Source organism: Actinomycetospora chlora (assembly GCF_039542135.1).
Taxonomy (GTDB): Bacteria; Actinomycetota; Actinomycetes; order Mycobacteriales; family Pseudonocardiaceae; genus Actinomycetospora; species Actinomycetospora chlora.
This window is the reverse complement of sequence record NZ_BAABHO010000045.1, coordinates 21,737-43,858: the sequence shown is the minus strand read 5'-3', so window position 1 is coordinate 43,858 and position 22,122 is coordinate 21,737. Positions and strand designations below refer to the sequence as shown.

Here is a 22,122-nt window from a genome sequence, read left to right as displayed (position 1 = left end):
TCGCGGTTGTGACGCGGGCCACCCTACGGTGCGCGGCGGGCCGGCTCAGACCTGTCGGTAGGCCAGCAGGCGCACGCCGAGGGCCGACTCGGCACGCTGGACCTCGGCGAGCTGCTCCGCGCTGAGGTCGGCGTACGGGCTCGCGGCCTCGTAGGCGACGACCGGTGTCCCGAGGCGCTGCTCGAGACGGTGGATCTCCTCGAGGGCGGCGTCGTCGAGGGCGGCGGGGCGCAGGTCGGGGCCGGTGGGCGGAGCGGACACGGAGGCCTCCCGGGGTCGAACGGGTGTGACCGGCGACACGCCGGACGCACGCCGACTATCCCGCGCACGATCAGCCCAATCACTCCCTCCGGGCGGAAGTCGCCGGGCGGCGGCGGGGTTGACGTCGGTGCGATGACGACATCCCCCGAGGTGCCCACCCGCACCCGCCTCTGGACCCCCCACCACGTCCTGGTCACCCGCTCCGCGCAGGAGCACCCGCACACCGCCGAGATCCTCCGCCGCTGCGAGGCCGCCGGTGTCGACGACGTCGAGCTGCTGCGCGGCGACCGCATCACCGGCGTCCGCGGCGGGACCGAGCGCGAGACCTACGCCCGCGCCAAGGCCACCCTCGCGGTCGTCACCAGCCCCGCGTCGGCCCGCAAGCTGGGCCCGATCCCGCCGAGCGCCGACTGGCGCGTCGACCTCGCGCGCGGCTGCCCGGCGCACTGCCAGTACTGCTACCTCGCCGGGTCACTGTCCGGACCGCCGGTGACCCGTGTGTTCGGGGACCTCGAGGAGATCCTCGCCGGGCTCGACGCCTACGTCGGCCACGGCACGATCACCTCGACGAACGCCGCCCGCGCCGCCGAGGGCACGACGTTCGAGGCGTCCTGCTACACCGATCCGCTCGGCATCGAGCACGTCACCGGCAGCCTCTCGGCGGCGATCCGCCACGTCGGCACCCACGACTTCGGCGGGCCGGTGCAGCTGCGCGCGACGACCAAGTTCGCCGACGTCGCCGGCCTGCTCGACCTGCCCCACGGCGGACGCACCCGGCTGCGGTTCTCGGTCGGGCCGGAGGCGGTGACCGGCCGCTTCGAGGGCGGCACCGACCCCGTCGCCGCGCGCATCGACGCCCTGGCGACGATGGCCCGCGCGGGCTGGCCGGTCGGGCTGACGATCGCGCCGATCATGCCCGTCGGCGACTGGCGCACGGCCTACAGCGACCTGCTGGCCCGCGTCGCGGCGGCGCTCGCGGGCGCCGGCGTGGCGGGCGACCTCGACCTGACCGCCGAGTGCATCACCCACCGCTTCACGCCGGGCAGCAAGGAGACCCTCGAGACCTGGTACCCGCGCACCCGGCTCGAGATGGACCCGGAGCAGCGGAAGACCAAGCGCGGCAAGTTCGGCGCGGTGAAGCACGTCTACCCCGACGACGTCATGGCCGACCTGCGCGCCCACGTCACCGACGAGCTCGCCGAGCGCCTCCCCGCCGCCCGCGTCCTCTACTGGACCTAGCCGGCCCCCGCGAGCTCGGCGCGGTGCGCCCGGGCCCAGGCGGCGAAGGGGCGCGCCGGGCGCCCGAGCACGTGCTCGACGGTGGGCAGGACCTCGGCGCCGTCGTCGCTGCGGAGCGTGCGGGCCAGGACGGCGTCGATGGCGGCCTCGGACATCCCGCCCCGCGCCATGCCCGCGCGGACCTGCTCGAGCGGCGGCTCGACGGCGCGCAGCGGCCGGCCCAGCACGGTGGCGACCTCGGCCAGCTCCTCGGCCGGGGTCAGTGCGGCCGGGCCGGAGAGCCGGTGCACCGCACCCGCGTGGCGGCCGGTGACGTCGGTGAGAGCCGCGGCGGCGACCGCGGCGATGTCGGCCGGGTCGATCGAGGTCGCCGGCCGGTGGGCGAAGGGCACGGCGATCTCGTCGCCGCGCGCGATCTGCGGCGCCCACCCGAGCGCGTTCGACATGAACCGTCCGGGCCGCAGGACCGTCCACTCCGGGGCAGCGTCGACGACGGCCCGCTCGGCGCGACCCCACCACGCGGCGAGGACGTCGTCGCCCTCGCCGCCGCTGAGCACCGAGAGCAGCACCAGGCGACCCGTCCCGGCCCGCGCAGCGGCGCCGGCGAGGGCCTCGACGTGCGCGGGGACCGCGTCCGCCGCGACCTGCTGGGCGGACATGACGAACGCCCGCGCGGCGCCCGCGAACGCGGCGTCGAGCGAGGCGGGGTCGTCGGCGTCCCCGGCGACCACCTCGACGCCGTCCGGGACGGCGAGCTGCGCCGGCCGGCGGGTCATGGCGCGGACACGGTGGCCGCCGGCGGCGAGCTGCGCGACCAGCTCGGCGCCGACGTGACCGCTGGCGCCGGTCACCAGGACGGTGTCCTCGGTCATGGCGGATCCTCTCGACCGAAGCGGGCGGGAAAACGTTAGACATCGAACGATTAGTCGTCAAACGTTTTGGTGTTACCGTCGCGCGGTGGTCGAGACCGCGCCGGAACCCGCGCCGGGGTCGCTGTCCGCCCGGGCGGGGGACGGGCCGCCGCTGGGCCTGCTGCTCACCACCGCGGCGCGCGAGGTCGGCCGCGCCTTCAACGCCTCGCTCGCGGCGGCGGGCGGGTCGCTGTCGACCTGGCTGGTGCTGCTCGCCCTCACCTCCGGGCGGGCGACGAGCCAGCGGGAGCTCGCGGCCGCGGTCGGCATCCAGGGCGCGACCCTGACCCACCACCTCGACGCGATGGAGGCCGACGGCCTCGTCACCCGCCGCCGCGACCCCGCGAACCGCCGGGTCCACGTCGTCGAGCTGACCGACGCCGGGCGCGCGGCGTTCACCCGGCTGCGGGAGGTCGCCGTCGAGCACGACCGGCGCCTGCACGCGGGCCTCGACCCGGACGACGTCGACGTCGTCCGGCGGGTGCTCGGCCGGCTGCGGAGCAACGTCGCCGGCGGCGACACCGGCCGGCCGGCGTGACCGTCAGAGCAGCAGGGCCAGCTGGCGAGACTGGGCGACCAGGACCCCGCGGCTGTCCCAGACCTCCACGTCCTCCTCGTGCAGGCCGTGGGCGAGGTGGCGGGTGACCGTGCGGCAGGCGAGCGGCCCGGGCGCGGGGTGCTCGCGCAGGTGCACGGTGAGCTGGACGGTGCTCGACCCGCGACCCAGCTCGAGCACCACGGGGGCGGCGCCGTCGACCACGAACGCGAGGTCGAGCAGGGTCGCGTCGGATCCGTCGGCGAAGGCGAACCAGAACTCGGCGCTCGGGTCGCCGGAGGGCTCGCCGCGCGTCCAGCCGGGCATCGCCGTGACGCCGTAGCGCATCCGCCGTCCCACCGACGCGACCTCCGGCGGGGCGTCGTCGCCGCCGAACGTCCGGCACTGCTCGAACGGCGGCAGCTCGGGCGGGGCGGTCAGGTCGACGGGGTCGGCCGGCGTGGCGGCGAGATCGGCGAAGCTCGCCTCGAGGCGCAGCACGTCGCGCTCCACGCCGTCGGGGCCGGCCTGCACGAGGCGCGCGGTGCCGGTGGCCAGGCGTCGCCCGGCGCGGACGACCTCGGTGAGCACCCGGGCCGGGCCCGGCCACGCGGGCCGCAGGTAGGACGCCGAGGCGACGACCGGGTCGGGCAGCGGGACCTCCGCCGCCAGCGCCCGCAGGGCGACGCTGATCTGGTAGCCGCCGTTGAGCCGCCCGTCGTCGAGGCCCCAGCGGTCGGACAGGTCGATCCCGTGCACGCCGTCGCCGACCCGCTCGCCCGTGCTGTCCAGCGCCAGCTCACCGATCACGCGGGCGAGTAGACCACCTCAGCGCCGCCCGCGCGGGAGGGCGCGGACGAGCGGCAGGACGCGGTGGTGCACCCGCTCGGTGAGGGCGATCTCGGTGCGCGTGCGCTCCACGCCCGGGGTGCCGATGATCCCCTGGACCACGTGCTCCAGGTGCGCGTTGGTCCGCGCGACCACGCGCGCCCACAGGTCGCCGTCGCCGGTGATGCTGTGGGCCTCGACGACCTCGGGGATCGTCGCCAGGTGCTCGGCGACGTCGTCGAGACGGCCCTGGGTGATGTTCAGCGTGACGAACGCGTGCACGTCGTAGCCGAGCGCCTCGGGGTCGACGCGCGGCTCGAACCCGATGATCACGCCGCGCTCCTGCAGGCGCAGGAAGCGGGCCTGGGCGGTGCCGCGCGCGATGCCCAGTGCCCGCGCGTGCTCCCGCAGCCCCACCCGCGGACGCTCGAGCAGGGCGAGCAGCAGGGCGCGGTCGAGGTCGTCGAGGTCCACGGGTCGTCCAATGGCCGAAGCGGATCAGTCGAAGTGCTGTTCGGACGGACCATTGGCCCAGTCGACGAGAACCACGATAGACCACTGGCGAGTAACTCCCTACCTTCGCGACCACCGCGAGTACGCGCGGCCGCCGCCGGGACCACCCCACCCCGCGACCGCCCGCCGAGGAGGTCCGCCATGACCGTCGACGTCCGTCCCCCCGAGCTCGACGTGCCCCACGGCGACGACGGCGGGCACCGCCGGCCGATGAGCCTGCGCGACCGCTACGTGCGCACCACCGGCCGCGTGCACCTCACCGGCGTCCAGGCCCTCGTGCGCCTGCCCCTCGACCAGCACCGTGCCGACCTCGCCGCCCGCCTGCGCACCGGCGGCTACGTCTCGGGCTACGAGGGCTCGCCGCTCGCCGGCTACGACCTCGAGCTCGCCCGCCACCGCGACCTGCTCGACGCGCACGACGTCGTCTTCGCCCCGGGCCTCAACGAGGAGCTCGCGCTCACCGCCGTCGAGGGGACGCAGCTGGCCGCGGCCACCGGCGGGCTGACCCGCGACGGCGTCGTCGGCTACTGGTACGGCAAGGCCCCGGGCCTCGACCGCGCCACCGACGCGCTGCGCCACGCCAACCTCACCGGCACCCACCAGCGCGGCGGCGCCGTCGCGTTCGTCGGCGACGACCCGTCGGCGAAGTCGTCGAGCGTGCCGTGCGCGTCGGAGGCCGCCCTCGCGGACATGGCCGTGCCGGTGCTCTTCCCCGCCGACGCCCAGGACGTCCTCGACCTCGGCCGCCACGCCGTCGCCCTCTCGCGGGCCAGCGGGCTGTGGACGTCGCTGAAGATGGTGACCGCCGTCGCCGACGGGTCGGGAACCGTCGACGTCGACCCGCACCGGCTCGCGATCGTCACCCCGGACACGACGATCGACGGCCGGGAGTACGTCCACACGCCGTCGGCGACGCTGCTGCAGCCGCACCTCGGGCCGATCGAGCGCGACCTCTACCGCGCCCGGCTCGAGATCGCCCGCCGCTACGCCGCGGCCAACGGGCTGAACCGGATCGTCGGGCACGGCCCGGCGACCGTCGGGATCGTCGCGGCGGGTAAGAGCTGGCTCGACCTGCGCCAGGCCCTCGAGACGCTCGGGCTCGACGACGCCGAGCTGGAGCGCCGCGGGGTGCGCCTGCTGCGCGTCGGGATGCCCTGGCCGCTGGAGCCGGGGATCGTCGAGCGCTTCGCCGACGGTCTCGACGAGATCGTCGTCGTCGAGGAGAAGCGGGCGTTCCTCGAGACCCAGGTCAAGGAGCTGCTCTACGGCCGCGCCGGCGCCCCGCGGGTGTACGGCAAGCGCGGCCCCGAGGGCACACCGATGTTCCCCGAGGCCGGCGACCTCGACCCCGACGTCGTCGCCCGCCGCGTCGGCGAGCGCCTCCTCGCGCACGGCGACGTGCCGTCGGTGCGGGCGTGGCGCGACGAGAAGGCCCGCCGCTCCCGGATCGACCTGTCGCTGACGCCGGTCAGCGGCGCCCACCGGACGCCCTTCTACTGCTCGGGCTGCCCGCACAACACCTCGACCACCGCGATCCCCGACGGTTCGCTCGTCGGGGCGGGCATCGGCTGCCACACCATGGTGCTGCTCATGCCGGAGGAGCAGGTCGGCGAGGTCACCGGCCTGACCCAGATGGGCGGCGAGGGCGCGCACTGGCTCGGCATGGCGCCGTTCGTGGAGGCCGACCACTACGTCCAGAACATGGGCGACGGGACGTTCCACCACTCCGGCTCGCTCGCCGTGCGCGCGGCCGTGGCGGCCGGTGCGCACGTGACGTTCCGCCTGCTGCACAACGGCGCCGCGGCGATGACCGGCGGCCAGGACGCCGTGGGTGCGCTGTCGATGCCGGCGCTGACGCGGTCGCTCGCGGCGGAGGGCGTCACGAAGATCCTCGTGACGACGGAGGACCGGTCGCGCTACCGGGGCGTGCGGCTGGCGAAGGGCGTGGAGGTCTGGGACCGCTCGCGCTACTCCGAGGCCCAGCGCGTCCTCGCCGACACCCCCGGTGTCACCGTGCTCATCCACGACCAGGAGTGCGCCGCGCAGAAGCGGCGCAAGCGCAAGCGCGGCACGCTCGCCGACCCGTCGACCCGCGTGATGATCAACGAGCGCGTCTGCGAGGGCTGCGGCGACTGCGGGCAGACGTCGAACTGCCTGTCGGTGACGCCGGTCGACACCGAGTTCGGCCGCAAGACCCGCATCCACCAGGCGTCCTGCAACAAGGACTACTCCTGCCTCGACGGCGACTGCCCGGCCTTCCTGACCGTGGAGCCGGGCGAGCGCCCCGGCGCGGTGGAGGTCGCGCCGCTGGGCGCCGACGCGCTGCCGGTGCCGCCGGCGGTGGTCGACACCGAGGCGTTCACGATCCGGCTCGCCGGTATCGGCGGCACGGGCGTGACGACGGTGTCGCAGGTGCTGGCGACGGCCGGGCTGGTGGCCGGGCGCCACGTCCGCGGCCTGGACCAGACCGGGCTCGCCCAGAAGGGCGGCGCGGTGGTGTCCGACGTCAAGATCAGCACGGCGCCCCACGACGCGGCCGGGCGGGCCGCCGACGGCGAGTGCGACCTCTACCTCGGCGCCGACCTGCTCGTGGCCGCCGAGCCCGCCAACCTCGCCACCTGCGCGTCGTGGCGCACCGTCGCCGCGGTGTCGTCGGCGAAGGTGCCGACCGGCGCGATGGTCGTCGACCCGACCGCCACCTTCCCCGACCCGGACGCCGTCCTGCGCCGCATCACCGACCGGGTCCGCCGGGACGTCGGGGTGGTCCTCGACGCCCGCGCGATCGCGGACGCGCTGTTCGGGGACGACCAGTTCGCCCTGACGCTGCTCGTCGGCGCCGCGTTCCAGGCGGGCGCGCTGCCGCTGCCCGCCGCGGCGATCGAGGAGGCGTTCACGCTCAACGGCGCGGCGGTGGAGCAGAACCTCCAGGCCTTCCGTCGCGGTCGCCAGTCCGTCGCCGACCCGGAGGCGTTCGCGCAGGTGGTCGCCCAGGCCACGGGCACCGGCGCCGACACCGGCGTGCCCGGGCTCACCGACCGTGGCGCGGCCGAGGCGGCCGACATCGTCGCGTCGATCGGGGCCCCGGCGGGCAGCGAGCTCGAGCGGCTGATCGGCATCCGGGTGCCGGAGCTCGTCGCGTACCAGGACGCGGCCTACGCGCGGTCCTACGCCGAGGTCGTGCGCGGCTGCGCCGACGCCGACCCGCGCCTGGCCGAGGCCGTCGCCACCGGCCTGTACAAGCTCATGGCCTACAAGGACGAGTACGAGGTCGCGCGCCTGTCGCTCGACCCCGCGCTCGACGCGTCGGTGCGCGCACAGTTCGGCGACGGCGCCCGCTACGCCTGGAAGCTGCACCCGCCGGTGCTCCGGGCCGCGGGGATGCAGCGCAAGATCACGCTCGGCCGCTGGTTCCGGCCGGGGTACCGGACGCTGCGCGGGATGCGCCGGCTGCGGGGCACGCGCCTCGACCCGTTCGGCGCGGCCGAGGTCCGCCGCGTCGAGCGCGAGCTGGTGGCCGAGTACCGGTCGCTGGTGCCGACGTTGCTGGCCATGACCGACGTCGAGCGGGCGGTGGAGATCGCCGCCCTGCCGGACATGGTGCGCGGCTACGAGCAGATCAAGCTCGACAACGTCGCCCGCTACCGCGCCCGCCTCGCCGAGCTCCTGCCGATGTGAGTAGTCGGGCCCCTATAGGGGCCCCGACTACTCACGTGAAGGTGAGGACGGGGTCGACGGTGACGGGGGTGGCGAGGCTGTTCGCGACGTAGCACTCCTGGTGGGCCAGGTGCACCAGGCGCGTGACGCGGTGCTCGCTCGGGCCCGCGGCGACGGTGATGTGCGGGTGCAGCACGATCGTCGCGATCCGCTGCGGGCCGTCGTCGTGGGACATCGTCGCCTCGGCGTCGTCGCGGTAGGCGGTGACGTCGATGCGGGCCCGCGCGGCGATCGCGAGGAACGACAGCAGCTGGCACGACGACGCGGCCGCGAGCACGAGCTGCTCGGGGTCGAGGCGCGCGGCGTCACCACCGAGCGTCGGGTCGTTCGACAGCTCCAGCGCGGCCGTGGCGGGCGGGGCCTCGACCCGGTGGGCGCGCTCGTAGGCGTCGTAGCCGGCGCCCGTCGAGCCCGACCACGTGCATGTGGCGCGGTAGCGGTGGGTGCCGTCGGGATCGCTCGTGAAGGCCACGGGGCGAGACTAGGTGTGGCGGACCGGATCGATCGGGCAGACCGGACGCTCATGACCGCCCAGGACGACACCACGGCCGCCGAGCGCGACTCCCAGGGGCGCCACGACGCGATCCGGGAGCACGAGGTCGAGCGCACGTTCGACCAGGTGGTGCAGAACGGGCGGCCCCGGCTCTACCGGACGCCGACCGAGCTCGTCGCCAGCGGGACGATCGCCGGCGTCGAGATCGCCCTGGGCGTGCTCGCCTTCCTCGCCGTGGAGCAGGCGACCGGGTCCAAGCTCCTCGCCGGCATCGCGTTCTCGGTCGGCTTCATCGCGCTGCTGCTGGGCAACAGCGAGCTGTTCACCGAGGGCTTCCTCGTGCCGGTGGCCGTGGTGGCGGCCAAGGAGGCCACCTGGAGCCGGCTCGGCCGGTTCTGGGTGCTCACGCTGGTGGGCAACCTCGTCGGCGGGTGGGTCACGATGTGGGCGGTGGTCAACGCCTTCCCGGCGCTCCGGTCGACGGCCGTGAAGGACGGGGCCACCTACGCGACCTCGTCACTGCACTTGTCCACGTTCCTGCTCGCGGTGATCGCCGGCGTCGTCATGACCCTGCTGACGAGGATGCGCAACGGCACCGACGACGACGTCGCGAAGGTCGTGGCCTCCGTGGCCGTCGCCTTCCTCGTCGCCGGGCTCTCGATGTACCACTCGGTGCTCGACTCGCTGTTCATCTTCGGCGGCATCCACGCGGGCGGGTCCTACGGCTACGGCAACTGGATCGTGTTCTTCGCCTGGTCGGTCGGCGGCAACATCGTGGGTGGTCTCGGCATCACGACCGCCCTGCGCCTGCTGCGCAGCGGCGAGCGCTTGCAGGAGTGGCGCGCCGCACCCGGCCCGCACCACGACGGCTGACCCGGCCGCGGATCAGGGCAGCTCGTAGTCCAGTGTCAGACGCTCGTGAGCGACGACGCCGGTGCCCGACAGCCCGGCCAGCCCGCCGGCACCGGACCCCGCGACGACGAACGCCCACTGGCGCATCTCCTGCCCGTCGCCACCCGAGGCGCCGTGCTGGAGGACGAAGCTGCCCGACCGGCCCTCGAGCTCGCCGACGACGCGCTCCTGGGCGAGGTACGCGGCGCCGCCCTCGCCCTGGGTGGTGAGCAGCTCGCCGACCGCGGTGCCCTGCAGCGGCCCGGTGTAGGTCTTGCGGATCAGCGCCCGCCCCGTCGCCGGGCCGCGGCCCTCCGGCTCGGCCAGGGCGTCACCCTCCATCGGCTCCCAGATGTCGATGCTGAACGCGGCTTCCAGGTGGGTCACCCGGCCATCCTGGCGGGTGGAGGCTGACACCTCCCGTCAGGGTCGCGTCAGCTCGTCGGCGATCCGCCGCAGCCGGGCCCGGGCGTCCGGGTCGAGCGCCTGCGGGTCGGGACGGGCCTCACGCAGACCGTTGAAGTAGCGACCGGTCACCCCGGCGAGCTCCGGCGCGACCGCGAGCCGCGCGGTCGCCTCGACGCCCTCGGCGATCGTGCTGATCGGCGACGGCACGATCTTGGTCGGCATGTACGTCGCCGGGTGCAGGGCGGTCGCGGTGACCACCGCCGGGTCGAGCTCGTCGGCGAGGTCGACCGCGTCGAGGATCTGCGCGAGCTTGCTCTGGGTGTAGGCGCGCCAGCCCGAGTAGCCGCGGGTCAGCATCAGGTCGTCGAAGTCGAGGGCGGCCTGGCCCGCCGACGACACCATGACGACGCGGGCCGGGCCCTCGCCGTCGGCCCCGGCCGCCCGCAGCGACGGCAGCAGCCGCCGCGTGAGCAGGTGGCCGGCCAGGTAGTTCACCGCGAACCGCAGCTCGTGGCCGTCCGCGCTCTCCTGCCGGACGCCGCCGCCGGGGACGTCCGCACCGATGCCGGCGTTGTTGACCAGCACGTGCAGGCGCGGGTGATCGGCGGCGACGCGGTCGGCGAGGTCGCGGACCTGGGCGAGGTCGGCGAGGTCCGCCCGGTACCAGGACAGCGCCTCGTTGCCGGTCTCGCGCCGGATCTCCTCCAGCGTCTCCTCGCCCCGCGCGTCGTCACGGCCGTGCAGCAGGACCTCGAGCCCGCGACCGGCGAGGTCGCGGGCCAGGGCGCGGCCGAGCCCGTCGGTCGCGCCCGTGACGAGGGCCGTGCTCACGGACGGTCGGTGCGCTGGCTCGGGTAGCGGGTCGCCGACTGCGGGCCGTAGTACTGCGCCTCGGGGAACGGCACGGTGCGGCCCGGGACGCTGGTCTGCTTGCGCACCTGGCGCACGGCCGAGTCGACGTGCTTGCGGTAGCGCCCGCCGGTGCGGCTGTTCACGAACTCGGCGGCCTGGTCGGCGTACCGGTTGACCTTCTCGGGGTTCTGGCGGGCGTAGCGCCGCGCGGCGGCGACGGCGGCGCCGAGGGCGGCGACCCTGCGCATCAGGGGCATGTGTTCGTCCTCCTCGAGGGGGTGTCCGTCATCGAGTGTGCCCGTTCCCCAGCACGACCGTCGGGCCGTGGCCGGGCGAGTGGGGCGGCCAGGCCAGGGCGTGGGGCCCGGTGGTCCAGGGGTTGCCGGTGCGGGCGAACGCCAGCCACGCTCCGCGGATCGCCGCGCCGAGCGGTTCGACGTCGTCGTCCCACGACGCGCCCGCGAGCATCGGCGCGCCCGCCCACGCGTCGTGGTTGCCGAAGAGGAACGGCAGCTCGACGCAGTGGCACGCGCCCAGCCCCGAGGCCGGCGCACCCCACGCGAAGCGGTAGCTGTACGTCCGCGACCCGGCTCGGGCGGCGTCGTCGGCGAAGCGCTCCGCCGGCGCCCCGAACACCCGGCGGGTGGCGACCTGCGCGCCCGCCGCGGTGATCCGTCCCACCAGTGGCCGTCGTCGCAGGCGGTGCAGCGCGGGGCTGATGCGCACGAAGGTCTCGGCCTCGTCGGCCGTGGAGCCGACGAGGACGTCGTGGCCGGAGCGCGCGGCCTCCGTCCAGGTCGTGCCGGGCGCGAGGGGCGCGACCCCGTCCACCGGCGCGAACGCCGGCGAGGAGTTCAGCCCGCCCCGTCCCGCCGAACGGATCATCGCGTGGCGCTGGGCGGCGAGCAGGGCGTCCACCGGTGCCGTCGCGGGGTCGGCGCCGTCGAGACCCTCGGCCACGAAGCCCGCGATCCGCGCCGCCCGCTGTGGCGACGACAGCCCGAGCCCGAGCTGCCCGCTCTGCAGCACCGCGCGCCCGAACAGCGGGCGCGCCTCGGGCACGGTCATCAGGCAGGCGATCGCGTGCGCCCCCGCCGACTGGCCCATCAGCGTGACCTGCCCCGGGTCGCCGCCGAACGCGCCCACGTGGTCGTGGATCCAGTGCAGCGCGGCGAGCTGGTCGAGCAGGCCGAGGTTGCCGTCGGACACGCCGGGCGACGCGAGCCAGCCGAGGACCCCGAGGCGGTAGCCGAGGTTGACCGCGACGACGTCGCCCTCGGCCACCAGCCGCGTCGTGTCGTACCAGGACGTGGTCGCCGAGCCGATGACGTAGGCCCCGCCGTGCAGCCACACGACCACCGGCCGCGGACGCCCGTCGGAGAGCGCCGCGGCCGGGGTGCGCACGTCGAGGCGCAGGCAGTCCTCGCCCTGGGACGCGTGCTCGTCGGGCGACGGTCCGGTGACCTCGGCGACGCGCGCGGCCAGCTGCGGGCTGACCGGCCCGGGCTCCCGCGCGTCGCGGACCCCCGCCCAGCCCGGGGCGGGCCGGGGCGGGGCGAACCGGTCCGCGATGGCGTAGCGGATGCCGCGGAACTCGACGACGTCGCGGTCACCGGCGCCGCGGCGGTGGCCGCGCAGGGTCCCGGCGGGGAGGGTGACGGTGGTGTCGGTGACCGCGCCCGTCATGCGTGGTGGTCGACGAGGTGCTCGCCCAGCAGGTCCAGCCCGAAGTCGTGGCCGGGGTCGCGCCACACCGAGTGGGCGTGGTTGACCTGGCGCTGGGTGTTGTCCCACTCGGCGAGCAGGCGCGGACCCTGCAGGCGGTAGTAGTGCGGCTCGCCGCGCTCGGCGCCCCCGGCCCACGCGAACGCGACGGCGTCGAGCGCCTCGCCGTCGAACCGGGCCCGCTCGCGCTCGACGAGCCCCGGCGGCATCCGCCCGACGTAGGTGTCGAGCAGGGCGCGCAGCAGCTCCTTCTGTCCCGCCCCCAGGTCGGCGCCGGCAATCCCGCGCGGGGTCGCCGTCAGCTCGGTCGCGGCGTGGTCGGCCTCGGTCACCCCGAGCCCCGACTCGAGCCCGTCGTGGAGCGCCCACATGCGGTCCTCGAGCTCCTGCTGGAAGTGCCCGCGCCACAGGTCGGGCAGCGGGATCAGGCGGTCGCCCGGGCGCGGCCGCACCCGGTTGCCGCTGATGATGTCCGGAGCCGCGACCGGGGTGAGCACGGCGCGGGCACGCTGCTCGGCGTCGAGGGCGTGCAGCAGCTCCCGGGCGGTGTCCTCGACGGCGCCCAGCGGGCGCAGCTCCCGGCCACCGAGCAGCGGCGAGGTCATCGGGTCGGCGCCCAGGAAGCAGGGGCTGCCCGCGACCGTCTCGCCGCCGATGACCAGGTGGTGGACCGAGACGTGGTGCCCGCCGAAGCGCCACGACCAGGGGGCGCCGCTGCTCGGATCGCCGAAGACCCGCAGGTAGTACATGCCGGGGTCGCGGCCCCGGTCGCGCTCGAAGCCCGCGGTGAAGCCCTCGGTGCGGTCGAGGACGTTCTCCAGCCCCATGATCGTCGAGGCGGAGACGTAGCCGGCCTCGGACAGCCCCGTGGACAGCAGCCGCATCGCCGCGCGCTGCTGGTGCGGCCGCTGCTGGTGGAGGGTGAGCCCGCCGTGGTCGGTCGGCGTGTAGTACCAGAGCACGCGCTCGGCGTCGGCGGCCTTCGAGCCCGGCCAGTCCCACACCCCGGTCGCCCGCTGCTCGTCGTCGAGGGTCTCGATCCACGCCACGGCCGCCTCGGCCATCGCTGAGGCGACCGTGCGAGGGGTCGCTGATCCGGACGTCACTTGATGCGCTGCAGCTGGGTGATCACCAGGCCGCCGGCACCCCCGACCAGGTACTCGTCGAGCTTGCCGGCGAACTCCACGAGGTGGCTGTTGGCCAGGTGCGCCTCGAGGTGGCCCGGGCTCTCCCAGTTCTCGTAGAAGAAGAACGTGGCCGGGTCGTCGACGGCGACGTGCAGGTCGTAGTTGACGACACCGTCCTCGGCCAGGGTCGGCTCGACCAGCTGCTCCAGCTCCGAGCGCAGCTGCTGCTCCTTGCCGGGCAGGGCGGTCATGCGGGCGATGACGGTGAGCAGGTTGCGGTTGTTCTCGGTCGGCGTGGGCGTCGGCACTGCGGCCTCCTGGGGTCGACGGCGGCGTCCCGACCCTCCTACCCGCAGCCCCGACGGGCCACGCGTCCGCGCCGATCAGTCCCGGCGCGAGCCCGGCGTGTCGTCGTCCTCGGTGCGGGAGCCGGTGCCGTCCTCCTCCTCGGAGATCGACGGCTCCCGCTCCTCCTCGGCGTCCGGATCGGACGCCGAGGAATCGGACGAGCCGGAGGAGGTCGACCCGACCGCCGCCTCCGCGCCGGTGTCGTCGCCGGTCTCCGACGGCCCGCCGGTCGGGTCGTCCGGCGGACCCGGCGTGGGGCCGCCGGAGGCCGAGCGCCGCGGACCCGGCGTGGTCTGCGGCGGCGCCGCCGGCGGGGGCGGCGCGTTGGTCAGCGTCCGCGACGCGCGGATCGCCGAGCGCGCCCGGACGCCCTGGATCGCGATCAGCCCGGCCCCGAGCAGCACCGCGAGGACACCGAAGACGACGATCGCGCCGACGGTCGCGACCGCCCCGACGATCAGGGCCACCACCCCGACGCCGGCCCAGACGAAGCCGATCCGGCGCATCGTCTCGATGGTCGGCGGCGGGTCCGGCGGCTCGGTCACGGCGTCACGTCCGGCGTCACGTCCGGCGTCACGTCCGGTAGCCGGCCTTCTCGGCGCGGTCCAGGGAGGCCTGGACCTCCTTCTCCGCGGCGGCGCGCCCGACCCACTCGTGGCCCTCGACCTTCTTGTCGGGCTCCAGCGCCTTGTAGACCTCGAAGAAGTGCTGGATCTCCATGCGGTGGTACTCGTCGAGGTGGTGGATGTCGCGCAGGTGCTCCAGGCGCGGGTCGTCGCTCGGCACGCAGAGCACCTTGTCGTCGCCGCCGGCCTCGTCGGTCATCCGGAACATCCCGATCGCGCGGCTGCGCACGAGGCACCCCGGGAACGTCGGCTGCTGCACGAGCACCAGCGCGTCGAGCGGGTCGTCGTCCTGGCCGAGGGTGTTCTCGATGTAGCCGTAGTCGGCCGGGTAGCGCGTCGCGGTGAACAGCGTGCGGTCCAGCCGCAGCCGGCCGGTCTCGTGATCCATCTCGTACTTGTTGCGGCTGCCCTGGGGCACCTCGACCAGCACGTCGAACTCCACGCTGTTCCTCCGCCTGCTCGTCGGACCTACGGGTAGCGAGAGATGTTCCCACTCCCGGGCCACCCATAGCACGCAGGCTGCGCCGGAACGTGACGGTTGGGACGCGCGGAGTGGTGGTATGCCATGCCGTCGCCGACGTCGATCGACGTCGGCACCCCGCTGCAACCACGCGGCGCCCCCTCTCCGATCCCCTCGTCGAGGAGCCCCCGCGTGCTGCGACGACGCCCTGCCCCCGGTCCCGCCGACGGCCGCTACCGCGTCGACGCCCTGCTCGGCGGCACCGCCTGCCGGGTGCACCGGGCCCACGACCTGCTGTTGCAGCGCGACGTCGCGGTCAAGGTCTTCCCCGGCGCCGACGGCCCGGCCCGCTGGCGCCGTGACGCCCTCGTGCGCGCCCAGCTCGGACCGGACCAGGCGGTGGCCGTCCTCGACGGGGCCCCCGACGGCGAGACCGGCCCGTTCGTCGTCATGCCCCTGCTCGCCGCGGGCAGCGTCGACCACGTGCGGCAGCGGTGGGACGCGTGGTCGGCCGCGGTGCTCGTCGAGCGCCTCGCACCTGGACTCGGCCGCCTGCACCGCGCCGGGACCGTGCACGGCGGCGTCGCCGGCGACGCGGTGCTGCTCGACCCGCAGCGGGGCCCGGTCTGGAACGGGCGGAGCACCGCGCCCGCCCCGGGAACGACCCCGGATGACGACGTGGTGGGTCTCGCCCGCGTCGCCGTCGCGCTGGTGACCGGGCGGCCCGGGCCGGCGGTCGCGCCCGAGCCGTCGACGGTCGCGGCCGTCCGGGCGCTCGTGACCGGCGGACGTGACCCCGAGGTCCGGGAGCTGCTGCGCGACGACCTCGCCGCCCTGCCCCTGACGGAGCGGGGCCCGGGCCGGGCACGCAGCACCGTGCTCGCGGCGTGCGCCGCCGCGGCCGTGCTCGGCGGCGCCCTCGGTGTCGGGGTCGGCGTCGCCGGCGGCGCGGATACCGACCGGGCCGTGGCCGACGTGGGCGCGCCGGAGGTCGTGGCCCCCGCTCCCGCGACGGCGTCGCCGGCCGTGGTCGTCACGCTGCCGCGCGCCACCGCTCCGCCGTCGGACGCCGAGCCGGCCGGCACCCGCGCGACGGAGGACGTGCGTGCCGCGACCGCCGGTTCGTCGTCCGGTTCGTCGTCCGGCTCGACGTCCGGCTCGACGTCCGGGCACCGTGCCGCGGCGTCCGAGCCCGCTCAGCACCGGGCCGGGCACGAGACGTCCGGTCAGCGCGACCGCCGGGCAGGTCGCGGCGTCGCCGAGCACCACGACCCCAGCGAGGACGGCAGCGACGAGGACCGCAGCGAGGACCGCGGCGAGGACGGTGGCGGCTCGGACCGCGGCTCCCACCACCGCGGCTCGGACCACGGCTCGGACCACGGCTCGGACCACGGCGCGGACCGGGAGCGCAGGCACGGGTCGGTCGGCGGCCTCCTGGCCCTGTAGGCCGTCGCCGACGCTTCGCCGTCCGAACTCGCTACCTCGGCGGGCTCCTGGCCCTCAGTGCGGCGTGTTGCGGAGGTTCTGGCGGGCGAGCTCGACGACGCGGCCGACGCCGCCCTCGAGCACGGTGCGGCCGAGGGCCAGCGCGAACCCGCGGGCCTCGGTGGCCGTCAGGTGGGTCGGGACCTCGAGCGCGTCGGGCGTGGTGACGACGTCGAGCAGCGCCGGCCCGTCGTGGGCCAGGAACTCGGTGACGGCGGGCTCCAGCTCGCCGGGCTCGGTGACGCGGCGGGCGTGGAATCCCAGCGCCGCCGCGACGGCGGCGTAGTCGACCGCGTCGTGGTCGGTCTCGAAGGGCGGGTCGCCGGCCACGAGCATCTCCAGGCGCACCATGCCGAGGCTGGAGTTGTCGAACACCACGACCTTGAGCGGCAGCCGGTGGGTCTTCACGGTGAGCAGCTCGCCGAGCAGCATGGCGAGCCCGCCGTCGCCGCAGAGCGCCACGACCTGGCGGTCGGGGTGGGAGACCTGCGCGCCGATCGCGAGCGGCAGCGCGTCCGCCATCGAGCCGTGGACGAACGAGCCGAGGATGCGTCGTCGGCCGTTCGGCGTCAGGTAGCGCGCGGCCCACGTGCAGCACATGCCGGTGTCGACGGTGAACACCGCGTCGTCGGCGGCGTGCGCGTCCACCAGCGAGGCGAGGTACTCCGGGTGGATCGGCACGTGCTGGTGGCGCAGCGAGGTGTAGGCCTCGACGGCGGTCTCCACGTGGTGCGCGGTCGCGGCGAGCATGTCGTCGAGGAAGCGCCGGTCGGTCCGCGCGGGCAGCAGCGGCAGCAGCCCGCGCAGGGCCGCCCCGACGTCGGCGACGACGCCCTGGGCCAGCGGCACCCGGCGCCCGAGCCGCTCGGGCGCGACGTCGACCTGCACCACGTTGGCCGTGGGCAGGAAGTCGTCGTAGGGGAAGTCGGTGCCGAGCAGGAGCACGAGGTCGGCCCGGTGCAGCGCCCGGTAGCAGGCCCCGTAGCCCAGCAGGCCGGTCATCCCCACGTCGTAGGGGTTGTCGTACTGCAGGGACTCCTTGCCGCGCAGCGTGTGCCCGACGGGCGCCTGCAGTCGCTCGGCGAGCGCCAGCACCTCGGCCCGGGCGCCGGCGGCGCCGATCCCCGCGAAGACCGCGACCTCCCGGGCGTCGGCGATGCGGGCCGCGAGCTCGGTGAGCGACGCCGGGTCGGGCGCGACCGCGGGCGGGGCGGTGATCGTGGCGCCCACCGGCTCGCCGGTGCCGGCCTCGGTCAGCACGTCGCCGGGCAGCACCAGGACGGCCGCCCCGCGCCGGCCGATCGCGTGCTGCACGGCCAGCCGCGTGAGCCGGACCGTCTGGGACGGGTGGGCGACGGTCTCGCAGAAGCCCACCCCGGTGGAGAACACCGCCTCGGGGCGCGTCTCCTGGAAGAAGCCCGTGCCGATCTGCCGCGACGCGATGTGGGAGGCGAGCGCGAGGACCGGGGCGCCGGAGCGCTGGGCGTCGAGCACGCCCTGCAACAGGTGGGTGTTGCCGGGCCCGCAGCTGCCGGCGCAGACGGCGAGCCGCCCGGTCAGCTGGGCCTCGGCGGCCGCGGCGAAGGCGGCGGCCTCCTCGTGGTGCACGTGGACCCAGTCGATGCCGCCCCGGTCCGCCCCACCGCGCCGGCGCAGCGCCTCGGTGAGGGCGTTCAGGCTGTCCCCGACCAGCCCGTAGATCCGCTGCACGCCGACGGCGACCAGGGCGTCGACGAGGTCGTCGGCGGCGGTCCGGCTCATCGGGCGGGCTCCGTCGCCGCCGCGTCCGCGGCCACCGGGTGCGGGTGGTTGACGAACAGCACCGCGACGACGTTGGCGGCGATGTCCACCACGATGCTGTCGGTGGCGATCATGATCCCGAGGGTCACGACGCCGAGGGCGAGCTCGTGCGGCGGCCGGTCGGGCAGCCCGGCGACGTTGCGCAGCGCCCGCACCAGGACCGGGTGACGGGCGACGTCCTCGCGCTCGGCGAGCCCGTCGAGCTGCCGACCGAGCGTGCGGGCGGTGTCGCGGAGCCGGCCGAGGGACGCGAGGGCGGCCGGCGGTACGGCCAGGGGCGGGGCGGTCATGGCTGGAGGGTCACGGTCGCCGGGGACGGCGCGCATCGGTCGAGCGACCGAAGCCGCTCACCCGTGCCGCGGCGGGGTGACGGAACGGTCGAGCGACCGATGCGCGCCGCGGCGCGGGCGGGCCATCCTCCGCCGCGACACCGCCCCGGATCGATCCCAGAGGTGCTGCGTGGACCGACCCGCCCCGCCGGCGACCGGCACCGCGGGCCCGGCGCCCGCGTCCTCCTGGGCGCCGCTGGCCCACCCCGCATTCCGCTGGATCTGGCTCGCGTCGCTGGTCAGCAACGTCGGGACGTGGATGCAGACCGTCGGGGCGCAGTGGCTGCTGGTGGACGGCCACGCGTCCTCGGCGGTGATCGCCCTGGTCCAGACGGCCTCGTCGCTGCCGGTGCTGCTGGTGACGCTGCCCGCGGGCGTGATCGCCGAGTTCGTCGACCGCCGCCGGGTCCTGCTCGCCGCCCAGGTGTTCCAGCTCGTGGTCGGGGTGCTGCTGGCGGTGCTCACGCTGGTGGGGGCCACGGAGCCCGCGCTCCTGCTGACCTTCACCTTCCTGCTCGGGTGCGGTGCCGCGGCCCAGATGCCCGCCTACCAGGCGTTCGTGCCCGACCTGGTGCCCCGCGACGAGATCGGGTCGGCCGCGGCGCTGGGGTCGATCGCGGTGAACCTGGCCCGCGCGGCGGGCCCGGCCATCGCCGGGCTCCTCATTCCCTCGCTCGGGGTCGCCGGCGTCTTCGGGGTCAACGCGCTGACGTTCGCGGTGTTCGCGGTGGCGCTGCTGCGCGCGCCATCGCCCCCGCGGGCGCCCGGGGCGCGGCAGTCGTTCCTGGCCGGGCTGGAGTCGGGCGGGCGCTACGTGCGCCACGCGCCGGCGGTCCGCCGGATGATGCTGCGCCTGGTGCTGTTCGCGTTCCCCGCCGGGGTGCTGTGGGCGCTGCTCGCGCCGGTGGCGCACGACCGCCTCGGGCTGGGCTCGTCGGGCTACGGGCTGCTGCTCGGCGCCGCGGGCGTCGGGTCGGTGGCCGGGGCGCTGGTCCTGCCGCGGCTGCGCGCGCGGGTGTCGTTCACCGTGCTGGTCGCCGTCGCCGGGCTGGTCTCCGGCGCGGCCATGGTCGTCGTCGGCGTGAGCCGCTCGCCCGCGGTGGTCGTGCCGGTGCTGCTGCTCGCCGGCGCGGCCTGGATCACGGTCATCGCCGGCACGAATGCGCTCATGCAGACCTTCCTGCCCCGCTGGGTGCGGGCCCGGGCCCTGTCGATCTACCAGCTGGTGGTGTTCACGACCTCGGCGGTCGGCTCGGCGGTGTGGGGGCTGGTGGCCGACGCGATCGGCACCGGCACCACGTTCGTCGTCGCCGGGGTGTGCCTGGTCGGCGGCGCCGCGACGGTCGTGCGGTGGCCCCTGCTGCGGACCGACGTCGGGACCCGGGACGGCGTCGACCCGGCCGCGTGGACCGCGCCCGAGGTGACGCTGACCCCCGACGTCGCCGACGACCCGGTGCGGGTGAGCGTCGTCTACCGGGTCGCGCCCGAGCAGCACGCGGCGTTCCTGGCCGCCGCCCCGCGGCTGCGGGACTCGCGGCGGCGCACCGGCGGCTCGGGCTGGGACCTGGCCCGCGACGGCAGCGACTCGGACGTCTTCGTCGAGGAGTACACGGTGCCGTCCTGGGACGAGTACACCGACCAGAACACCGAGCGGCTCACCGCCTTCGACCGCGGGGTGCTCGACGTCGTCCGCGCCCTCGCGGCGCACGTCGGGCCACCGACCGCGCGGTTCCTCGTCGCCCGTTAGCCGTAGCGCCCGGACAGAACGGTCGACCGACCGATACCGGCGCCCGCGGCGGGCGGCGCACGCTCCTCGCGTCCCCGACCGCGCACCCGCCCCGAGAGGCCCCCGATGACCGACCAGCCGACACCTGTCCTCGAGCAGGCGGCCCAGGACTTCGCGGACGCCACCGCGAAGCCCCCGTTCCTCTACGACCTGGGCCCGGTGGAGGGCCGCAAGGCCGTCGACGACGTCCAGAACGGGGCGGGCGTCGAGCGTCCCGACGCCGACGTCACCGACCTGGTGATCCCCGGCGGACCGACCGGGGAGGTCTCGATCCGCATCGTCAGGCCGGCCGGGGCCACCGGAACCCTGCCCGCGGTGCTCTACACCCACGGGGCGGGCTGGGTGTTCGGCAACGCCCACACCCACGACCGGCTGGTCCGCGAGCTCGCCGTGCGCGCGAACGCCGCCGTCGTCTTCACCAACTACAGCCTCTCGCCCGAGGCCCGGTACCCGACGGCGATCGAGGAGATCTACACCGCGCTGCAGTGGGTGGCCGCGAGCGGCGCCGAGCAGGGCGTCGACGGGACCCGCATCGCCGTCGCGGGCGACTCGGTCGGCGGCAACATGACCGCGGCGATCACGCTCATGGCGAAGGCGCGGGGCGGCCCGTCGATCGCCGCCCAGCTGCTGTTCTACCCGGTCACGAACGCCGCCTTCGACACGGCGTCCTACGAGCAGTTCGCCAGCGGCTACTTCCTCTCCCGGGACGGCATGCGCTGGTTCTGGGACCAGTACACGACCGACCCCGCCCCGCGCGCGGAGATCACCGCGTCCCCGCTGCGCGCCACGCTCGACGACCTCGCCGGGCTCCCGCCCGCCCTGGTGATCGTGGGCGAGGCCGACGTGCTGCGCGACGAGGGCGAGGCCTACGCGGCCAAGTTGCGCGCCGCCGGCGTGCCGACCACCGCCGTCCGGTTCGCCGGGATCATCCACGACTTCGTCATGGTCGACGCCATGCGCGACACCCACGCCGCCCGCACCGCCACCCGCATGGGCGGGGAGTTCCTCGCCGACGCCCTCCACCCCGGGAAGTGAGCACCATGACCCAGCCCACCGTCGTCCTCGTCCACGGCGCCTTCGCCGACGCCTCGAGCTTCCGCGCGCTCATCCCGGAGCTGCTGGACGACGGCATCCCCGTCGTCGCCCCGGCCGTGCCCAACCGCTCGCTCAACGGCGACGCCGCCTACATCGCCTCGGTGGTGCGCCAGATCCCCGGCGACGTGGTCCTCGTCGGCCACTCCTACGGCGGCGCCGTGATCACCGTGGCCGGCGTCGAGGACAACGTGCGCGCCCTGGTCTACCTCGCCGGCTACGCCCTGCAGGAGGGCGAGAGCCTCGGGGAGCTGCAGGGCGGCTTCCCGGACTCCGCGCTGGCCACGGCGCTGGTCCAGACCACCTACCCGCTGCCCGACGGGTCCACCGGCACCGACGTGTCCGTCGACCCCGCGAAGGTGCACGACGTCTTCGCCCAGGACGTCGACCGCGAGACCACGCGGGTGTTGGCGGTCTCCCAGCGCCCGCTGGCGGCGGCGGCCTTCGGCGAGCCGGCCGCCGCGGCGGCCTGGAAGAGCACGCCGTCCTGGGGTGTCGTGTCGTCCTCGGACCACACGATCAACCCCGACGTGGAGCGCTTCGGTTACCAGCGCGCCGGCGCCACCGTGGTCGAGATCGACTCCTCGCACCTGGTGATGCTGTCGCACCCCAAGGAGTCGGCCGACGTCATCCGCGAGGCCATCCGCGCCACCGAGCGCTGAGCTCGGCCGTCCCCCCGGGAACGACCCTGCCCCCGCC

The 22,122-nt window shown here is 75.5% G+C and carries 23 protein-coding genes; 8 read left to right on the top strand and 15 right to left on the bottom strand.

The window, feature by feature from the left end; translation table 11 throughout:
* Nucleotides 1-45: 45 nt before the first annotated feature.
* Entirely contained in the window at nucleotides 46-261 is a 216-nt protein-coding gene (locus ABD994_RS23320; protein ID WP_345420939.1) for a hypothetical protein, read from the bottom strand.
* A gap of 132 nt (nucleotides 262-393) precedes the next feature.
* Here ABD994_RS23320 and ABD994_RS23315 point away from each other — a divergent pair, with 132 nt between their 5' ends.
* On the top strand, nucleotides 394-1,500 hold the full coding sequence (locus tag ABD994_RS23315) for an SPL family radical SAM protein (protein ID WP_345420936.1): 1,107 nt from the start codon (nucleotides 394-396) through the stop codon (nucleotides 1,498-1,500).
* Here ABD994_RS23315 and ABD994_RS23310 read toward each other — a convergent pair.
* Nucleotides 1,497-2,372, bottom strand: a complete 876-nt coding sequence (locus tag ABD994_RS23310) for an NAD(P)H-binding protein (RefSeq protein WP_345420933.1) — start codon at nucleotides 2,370-2,372, stop codon at nucleotides 1,497-1,499. The genes ABD994_RS23315 and ABD994_RS23310 overlap by 4 nt on opposite strands.
* Nucleotides 2,373-2,457: 85 nt before the next feature.
* Here ABD994_RS23310 and ABD994_RS23305 point away from each other — a divergent pair, with 85 nt between their 5' ends.
* Nucleotides 2,458-2,949: a MarR family winged helix-turn-helix transcriptional regulator gene (locus ABD994_RS23305; protein WP_345420928.1), complete on the top strand. Its 492-nt coding sequence runs from the start codon at nucleotides 2,458-2,460 to the stop codon at nucleotides 2,947-2,949.
* 3 nt (nucleotides 2,950-2,952) lie between these two features.
* Here ABD994_RS23305 and ABD994_RS23300 read toward each other — a convergent pair whose 3' ends face one another.
* Nucleotides 2,953-3,756: a thioesterase family protein gene (locus ABD994_RS23300; protein ID WP_345420925.1), complete on the bottom strand. Its 804-nt coding sequence runs from the start codon at nucleotides 3,754-3,756 to the stop codon at nucleotides 2,953-2,955.
* Between the two features lie 18 nt (nucleotides 3,757-3,774).
* Nucleotides 3,775-4,248 (bottom strand): Lrp/AsnC family transcriptional regulator, encoded by a 474-nt coding sequence (locus ABD994_RS23295; RefSeq protein ID WP_345420922.1) that lies wholly within the window; start codon nucleotides 4,246-4,248, stop codon nucleotides 3,775-3,777.
* A gap of 180 nt (nucleotides 4,249-4,428) precedes the next feature.
* Between ABD994_RS23295 and ABD994_RS23290 the strand changes: the two genes are divergently transcribed.
* Nucleotides 4,429-7,962: an indolepyruvate ferredoxin oxidoreductase family protein gene (locus tag ABD994_RS23290; RefSeq protein ID WP_425550112.1), complete on the top strand. Its 3,534-nt coding sequence runs from the start codon at nucleotides 4,429-4,431 to the stop codon at nucleotides 7,960-7,962.
* 31 nt (nucleotides 7,963-7,993) lie between these two features.
* Here ABD994_RS23290 and ABD994_RS23285 read toward each other — a convergent pair whose 3' ends face one another.
* Nucleotides 7,994-8,473, bottom strand: a complete 480-nt coding sequence (locus tag ABD994_RS23285; protein WP_345420919.1) for an OsmC family protein — start codon at nucleotides 8,471-8,473, stop codon at nucleotides 7,994-7,996.
* Nucleotides 8,474-8,524: 51 nt separating this feature from the next.
* On the opposite strand from ABD994_RS23285, the gene ABD994_RS23280 reads away from it, so the two are divergent.
* On the top strand, nucleotides 8,525-9,367 hold the full coding sequence (locus tag ABD994_RS23280) for a formate/nitrite transporter family protein (RefSeq protein WP_345420915.1): 843 nt from the start codon (nucleotides 8,525-8,527) through the stop codon (nucleotides 9,365-9,367).
* A 12-nt stretch (nucleotides 9,368-9,379) separates the two neighbouring features.
* Here the strand turns inward: ABD994_RS23280 and ABD994_RS23275 are convergent, their stop codons facing one another.
* From ABD994_RS23275 to ABD994_RS23240, 8 genes are all read right to left on the bottom strand, one after another.
* Nucleotides 9,380-9,772, bottom strand: coding sequence for a DUF3224 domain-containing protein (locus tag ABD994_RS23275; RefSeq protein ID WP_345420912.1), 393 nt, complete (start codon nucleotides 9,770-9,772; stop codon nucleotides 9,380-9,382).
* A gap of 36 nt (nucleotides 9,773-9,808) precedes the next feature.
* Entirely contained in the window at nucleotides 9,809-10,624 is an 816-nt protein-coding gene (locus ABD994_RS23270) for an SDR family NAD(P)-dependent oxidoreductase (protein WP_345420909.1), read from the bottom strand.
* Entirely contained in the window at nucleotides 10,621-10,902 is a 282-nt protein-coding gene (locus ABD994_RS23265) for an antitoxin (protein WP_345420906.1), read from the bottom strand. Before ABD994_RS23265 ends, ABD994_RS23270 begins: the two co-directional genes overlap by 4 nt.
* A gap of 28 nt (nucleotides 10,903-10,930) precedes the next feature.
* A complete protein-coding gene (locus tag ABD994_RS23260) occupies nucleotides 10,931-12,331 on the bottom strand; it encodes a carboxylesterase/lipase family protein (protein WP_345420903.1) in 1,401 nt (466 codons plus the stop codon).
* Entirely contained in the window at nucleotides 12,328-13,434 is a 1,107-nt protein-coding gene (locus tag ABD994_RS23255; protein ID WP_345420900.1) for a DUF3500 domain-containing protein, read from the bottom strand. The genes ABD994_RS23260 and ABD994_RS23255 overlap by 4 nt, the downstream gene beginning before the upstream one ends.
* Before the next feature lie 38 nt (nucleotides 13,435-13,472).
* A complete protein-coding gene (locus ABD994_RS23250; RefSeq protein ID WP_345420898.1) occupies nucleotides 13,473-13,805 on the bottom strand; it encodes a putative quinol monooxygenase in 333 nt (110 codons plus the stop codon).
* A gap of 75 nt (nucleotides 13,806-13,880) precedes the next feature.
* Nucleotides 13,881-14,390, bottom strand: a complete 510-nt coding sequence (locus tag ABD994_RS23245) for a DUF308 domain-containing protein (RefSeq protein ID WP_345420895.1) — start codon at nucleotides 14,388-14,390, stop codon at nucleotides 13,881-13,883.
* Nucleotides 14,391-14,418: 28 nt separating this feature from the next.
* Nucleotides 14,419-14,913 (bottom strand): inorganic diphosphatase, encoded by a 495-nt coding sequence (locus tag ABD994_RS23240; protein ID WP_345420893.1) that lies wholly within the window; start codon nucleotides 14,911-14,913, stop codon nucleotides 14,419-14,421.
* A gap of 210 nt (nucleotides 14,914-15,123) precedes the next feature.
* Here ABD994_RS23240 and ABD994_RS23235 point away from each other — a divergent pair, with 210 nt between their 5' ends.
* Nucleotides 15,124-16,377: a hypothetical protein gene (locus ABD994_RS23235; protein WP_345420890.1), complete on the top strand. Its 1,254-nt coding sequence runs from the start codon at nucleotides 15,124-15,126 to the stop codon at nucleotides 16,375-16,377.
* 54 nt (nucleotides 16,378-16,431) lie between these two features.
* Here ABD994_RS23235 and ABD994_RS23230 read toward each other — a convergent pair whose 3' ends face one another.
* Complete coding sequence (locus tag ABD994_RS23230; protein WP_345420888.1) at nucleotides 16,432-18,177, bottom strand: thiamine pyrophosphate-dependent enzyme; 1,746 nt, start codon at nucleotides 18,175-18,177, stop codon at nucleotides 16,432-16,434.
* Complete coding sequence (locus ABD994_RS23225; RefSeq protein WP_345420886.1) at nucleotides 18,174-18,506, bottom strand: hypothetical protein; 333 nt, start codon at nucleotides 18,504-18,506, stop codon at nucleotides 18,174-18,176. The genes ABD994_RS23230 and ABD994_RS23225 overlap by 4 nt, the downstream gene beginning before the upstream one ends.
* A gap of 169 nt (nucleotides 18,507-18,675) precedes the next feature.
* On the opposite strand from ABD994_RS23225, the gene ABD994_RS23220 reads away from it, so the two are divergent.
* The 3 genes from ABD994_RS23220 (at nucleotide 18,676) to ABD994_RS23210 (ending at nucleotide 22,085) form a co-directional block, all read left to right on the top strand.
* Entirely contained in the window at nucleotides 18,676-20,292 is a 1,617-nt protein-coding gene (locus tag ABD994_RS23220) for an MFS transporter (RefSeq protein WP_345420883.1), read from the top strand.
* Between the two features lie 105 nt (nucleotides 20,293-20,397).
* Nucleotides 20,398-21,366, top strand: a complete 969-nt coding sequence (locus ABD994_RS23215) for an alpha/beta hydrolase (protein WP_345420880.1) — start codon at nucleotides 20,398-20,400, stop codon at nucleotides 21,364-21,366.
* A gap of 5 nt (nucleotides 21,367-21,371) precedes the next feature.
* The gene (locus ABD994_RS23210) at nucleotides 21,372-22,085 is read left to right on the top strand and encodes an alpha/beta fold hydrolase (RefSeq protein WP_345420877.1); all 714 of its coding nucleotides are present in this window, start codon (nucleotides 21,372-21,374) and stop codon (nucleotides 22,083-22,085) included.
* Nucleotides 22,086-22,122: the final 37 nt, after the last annotated feature.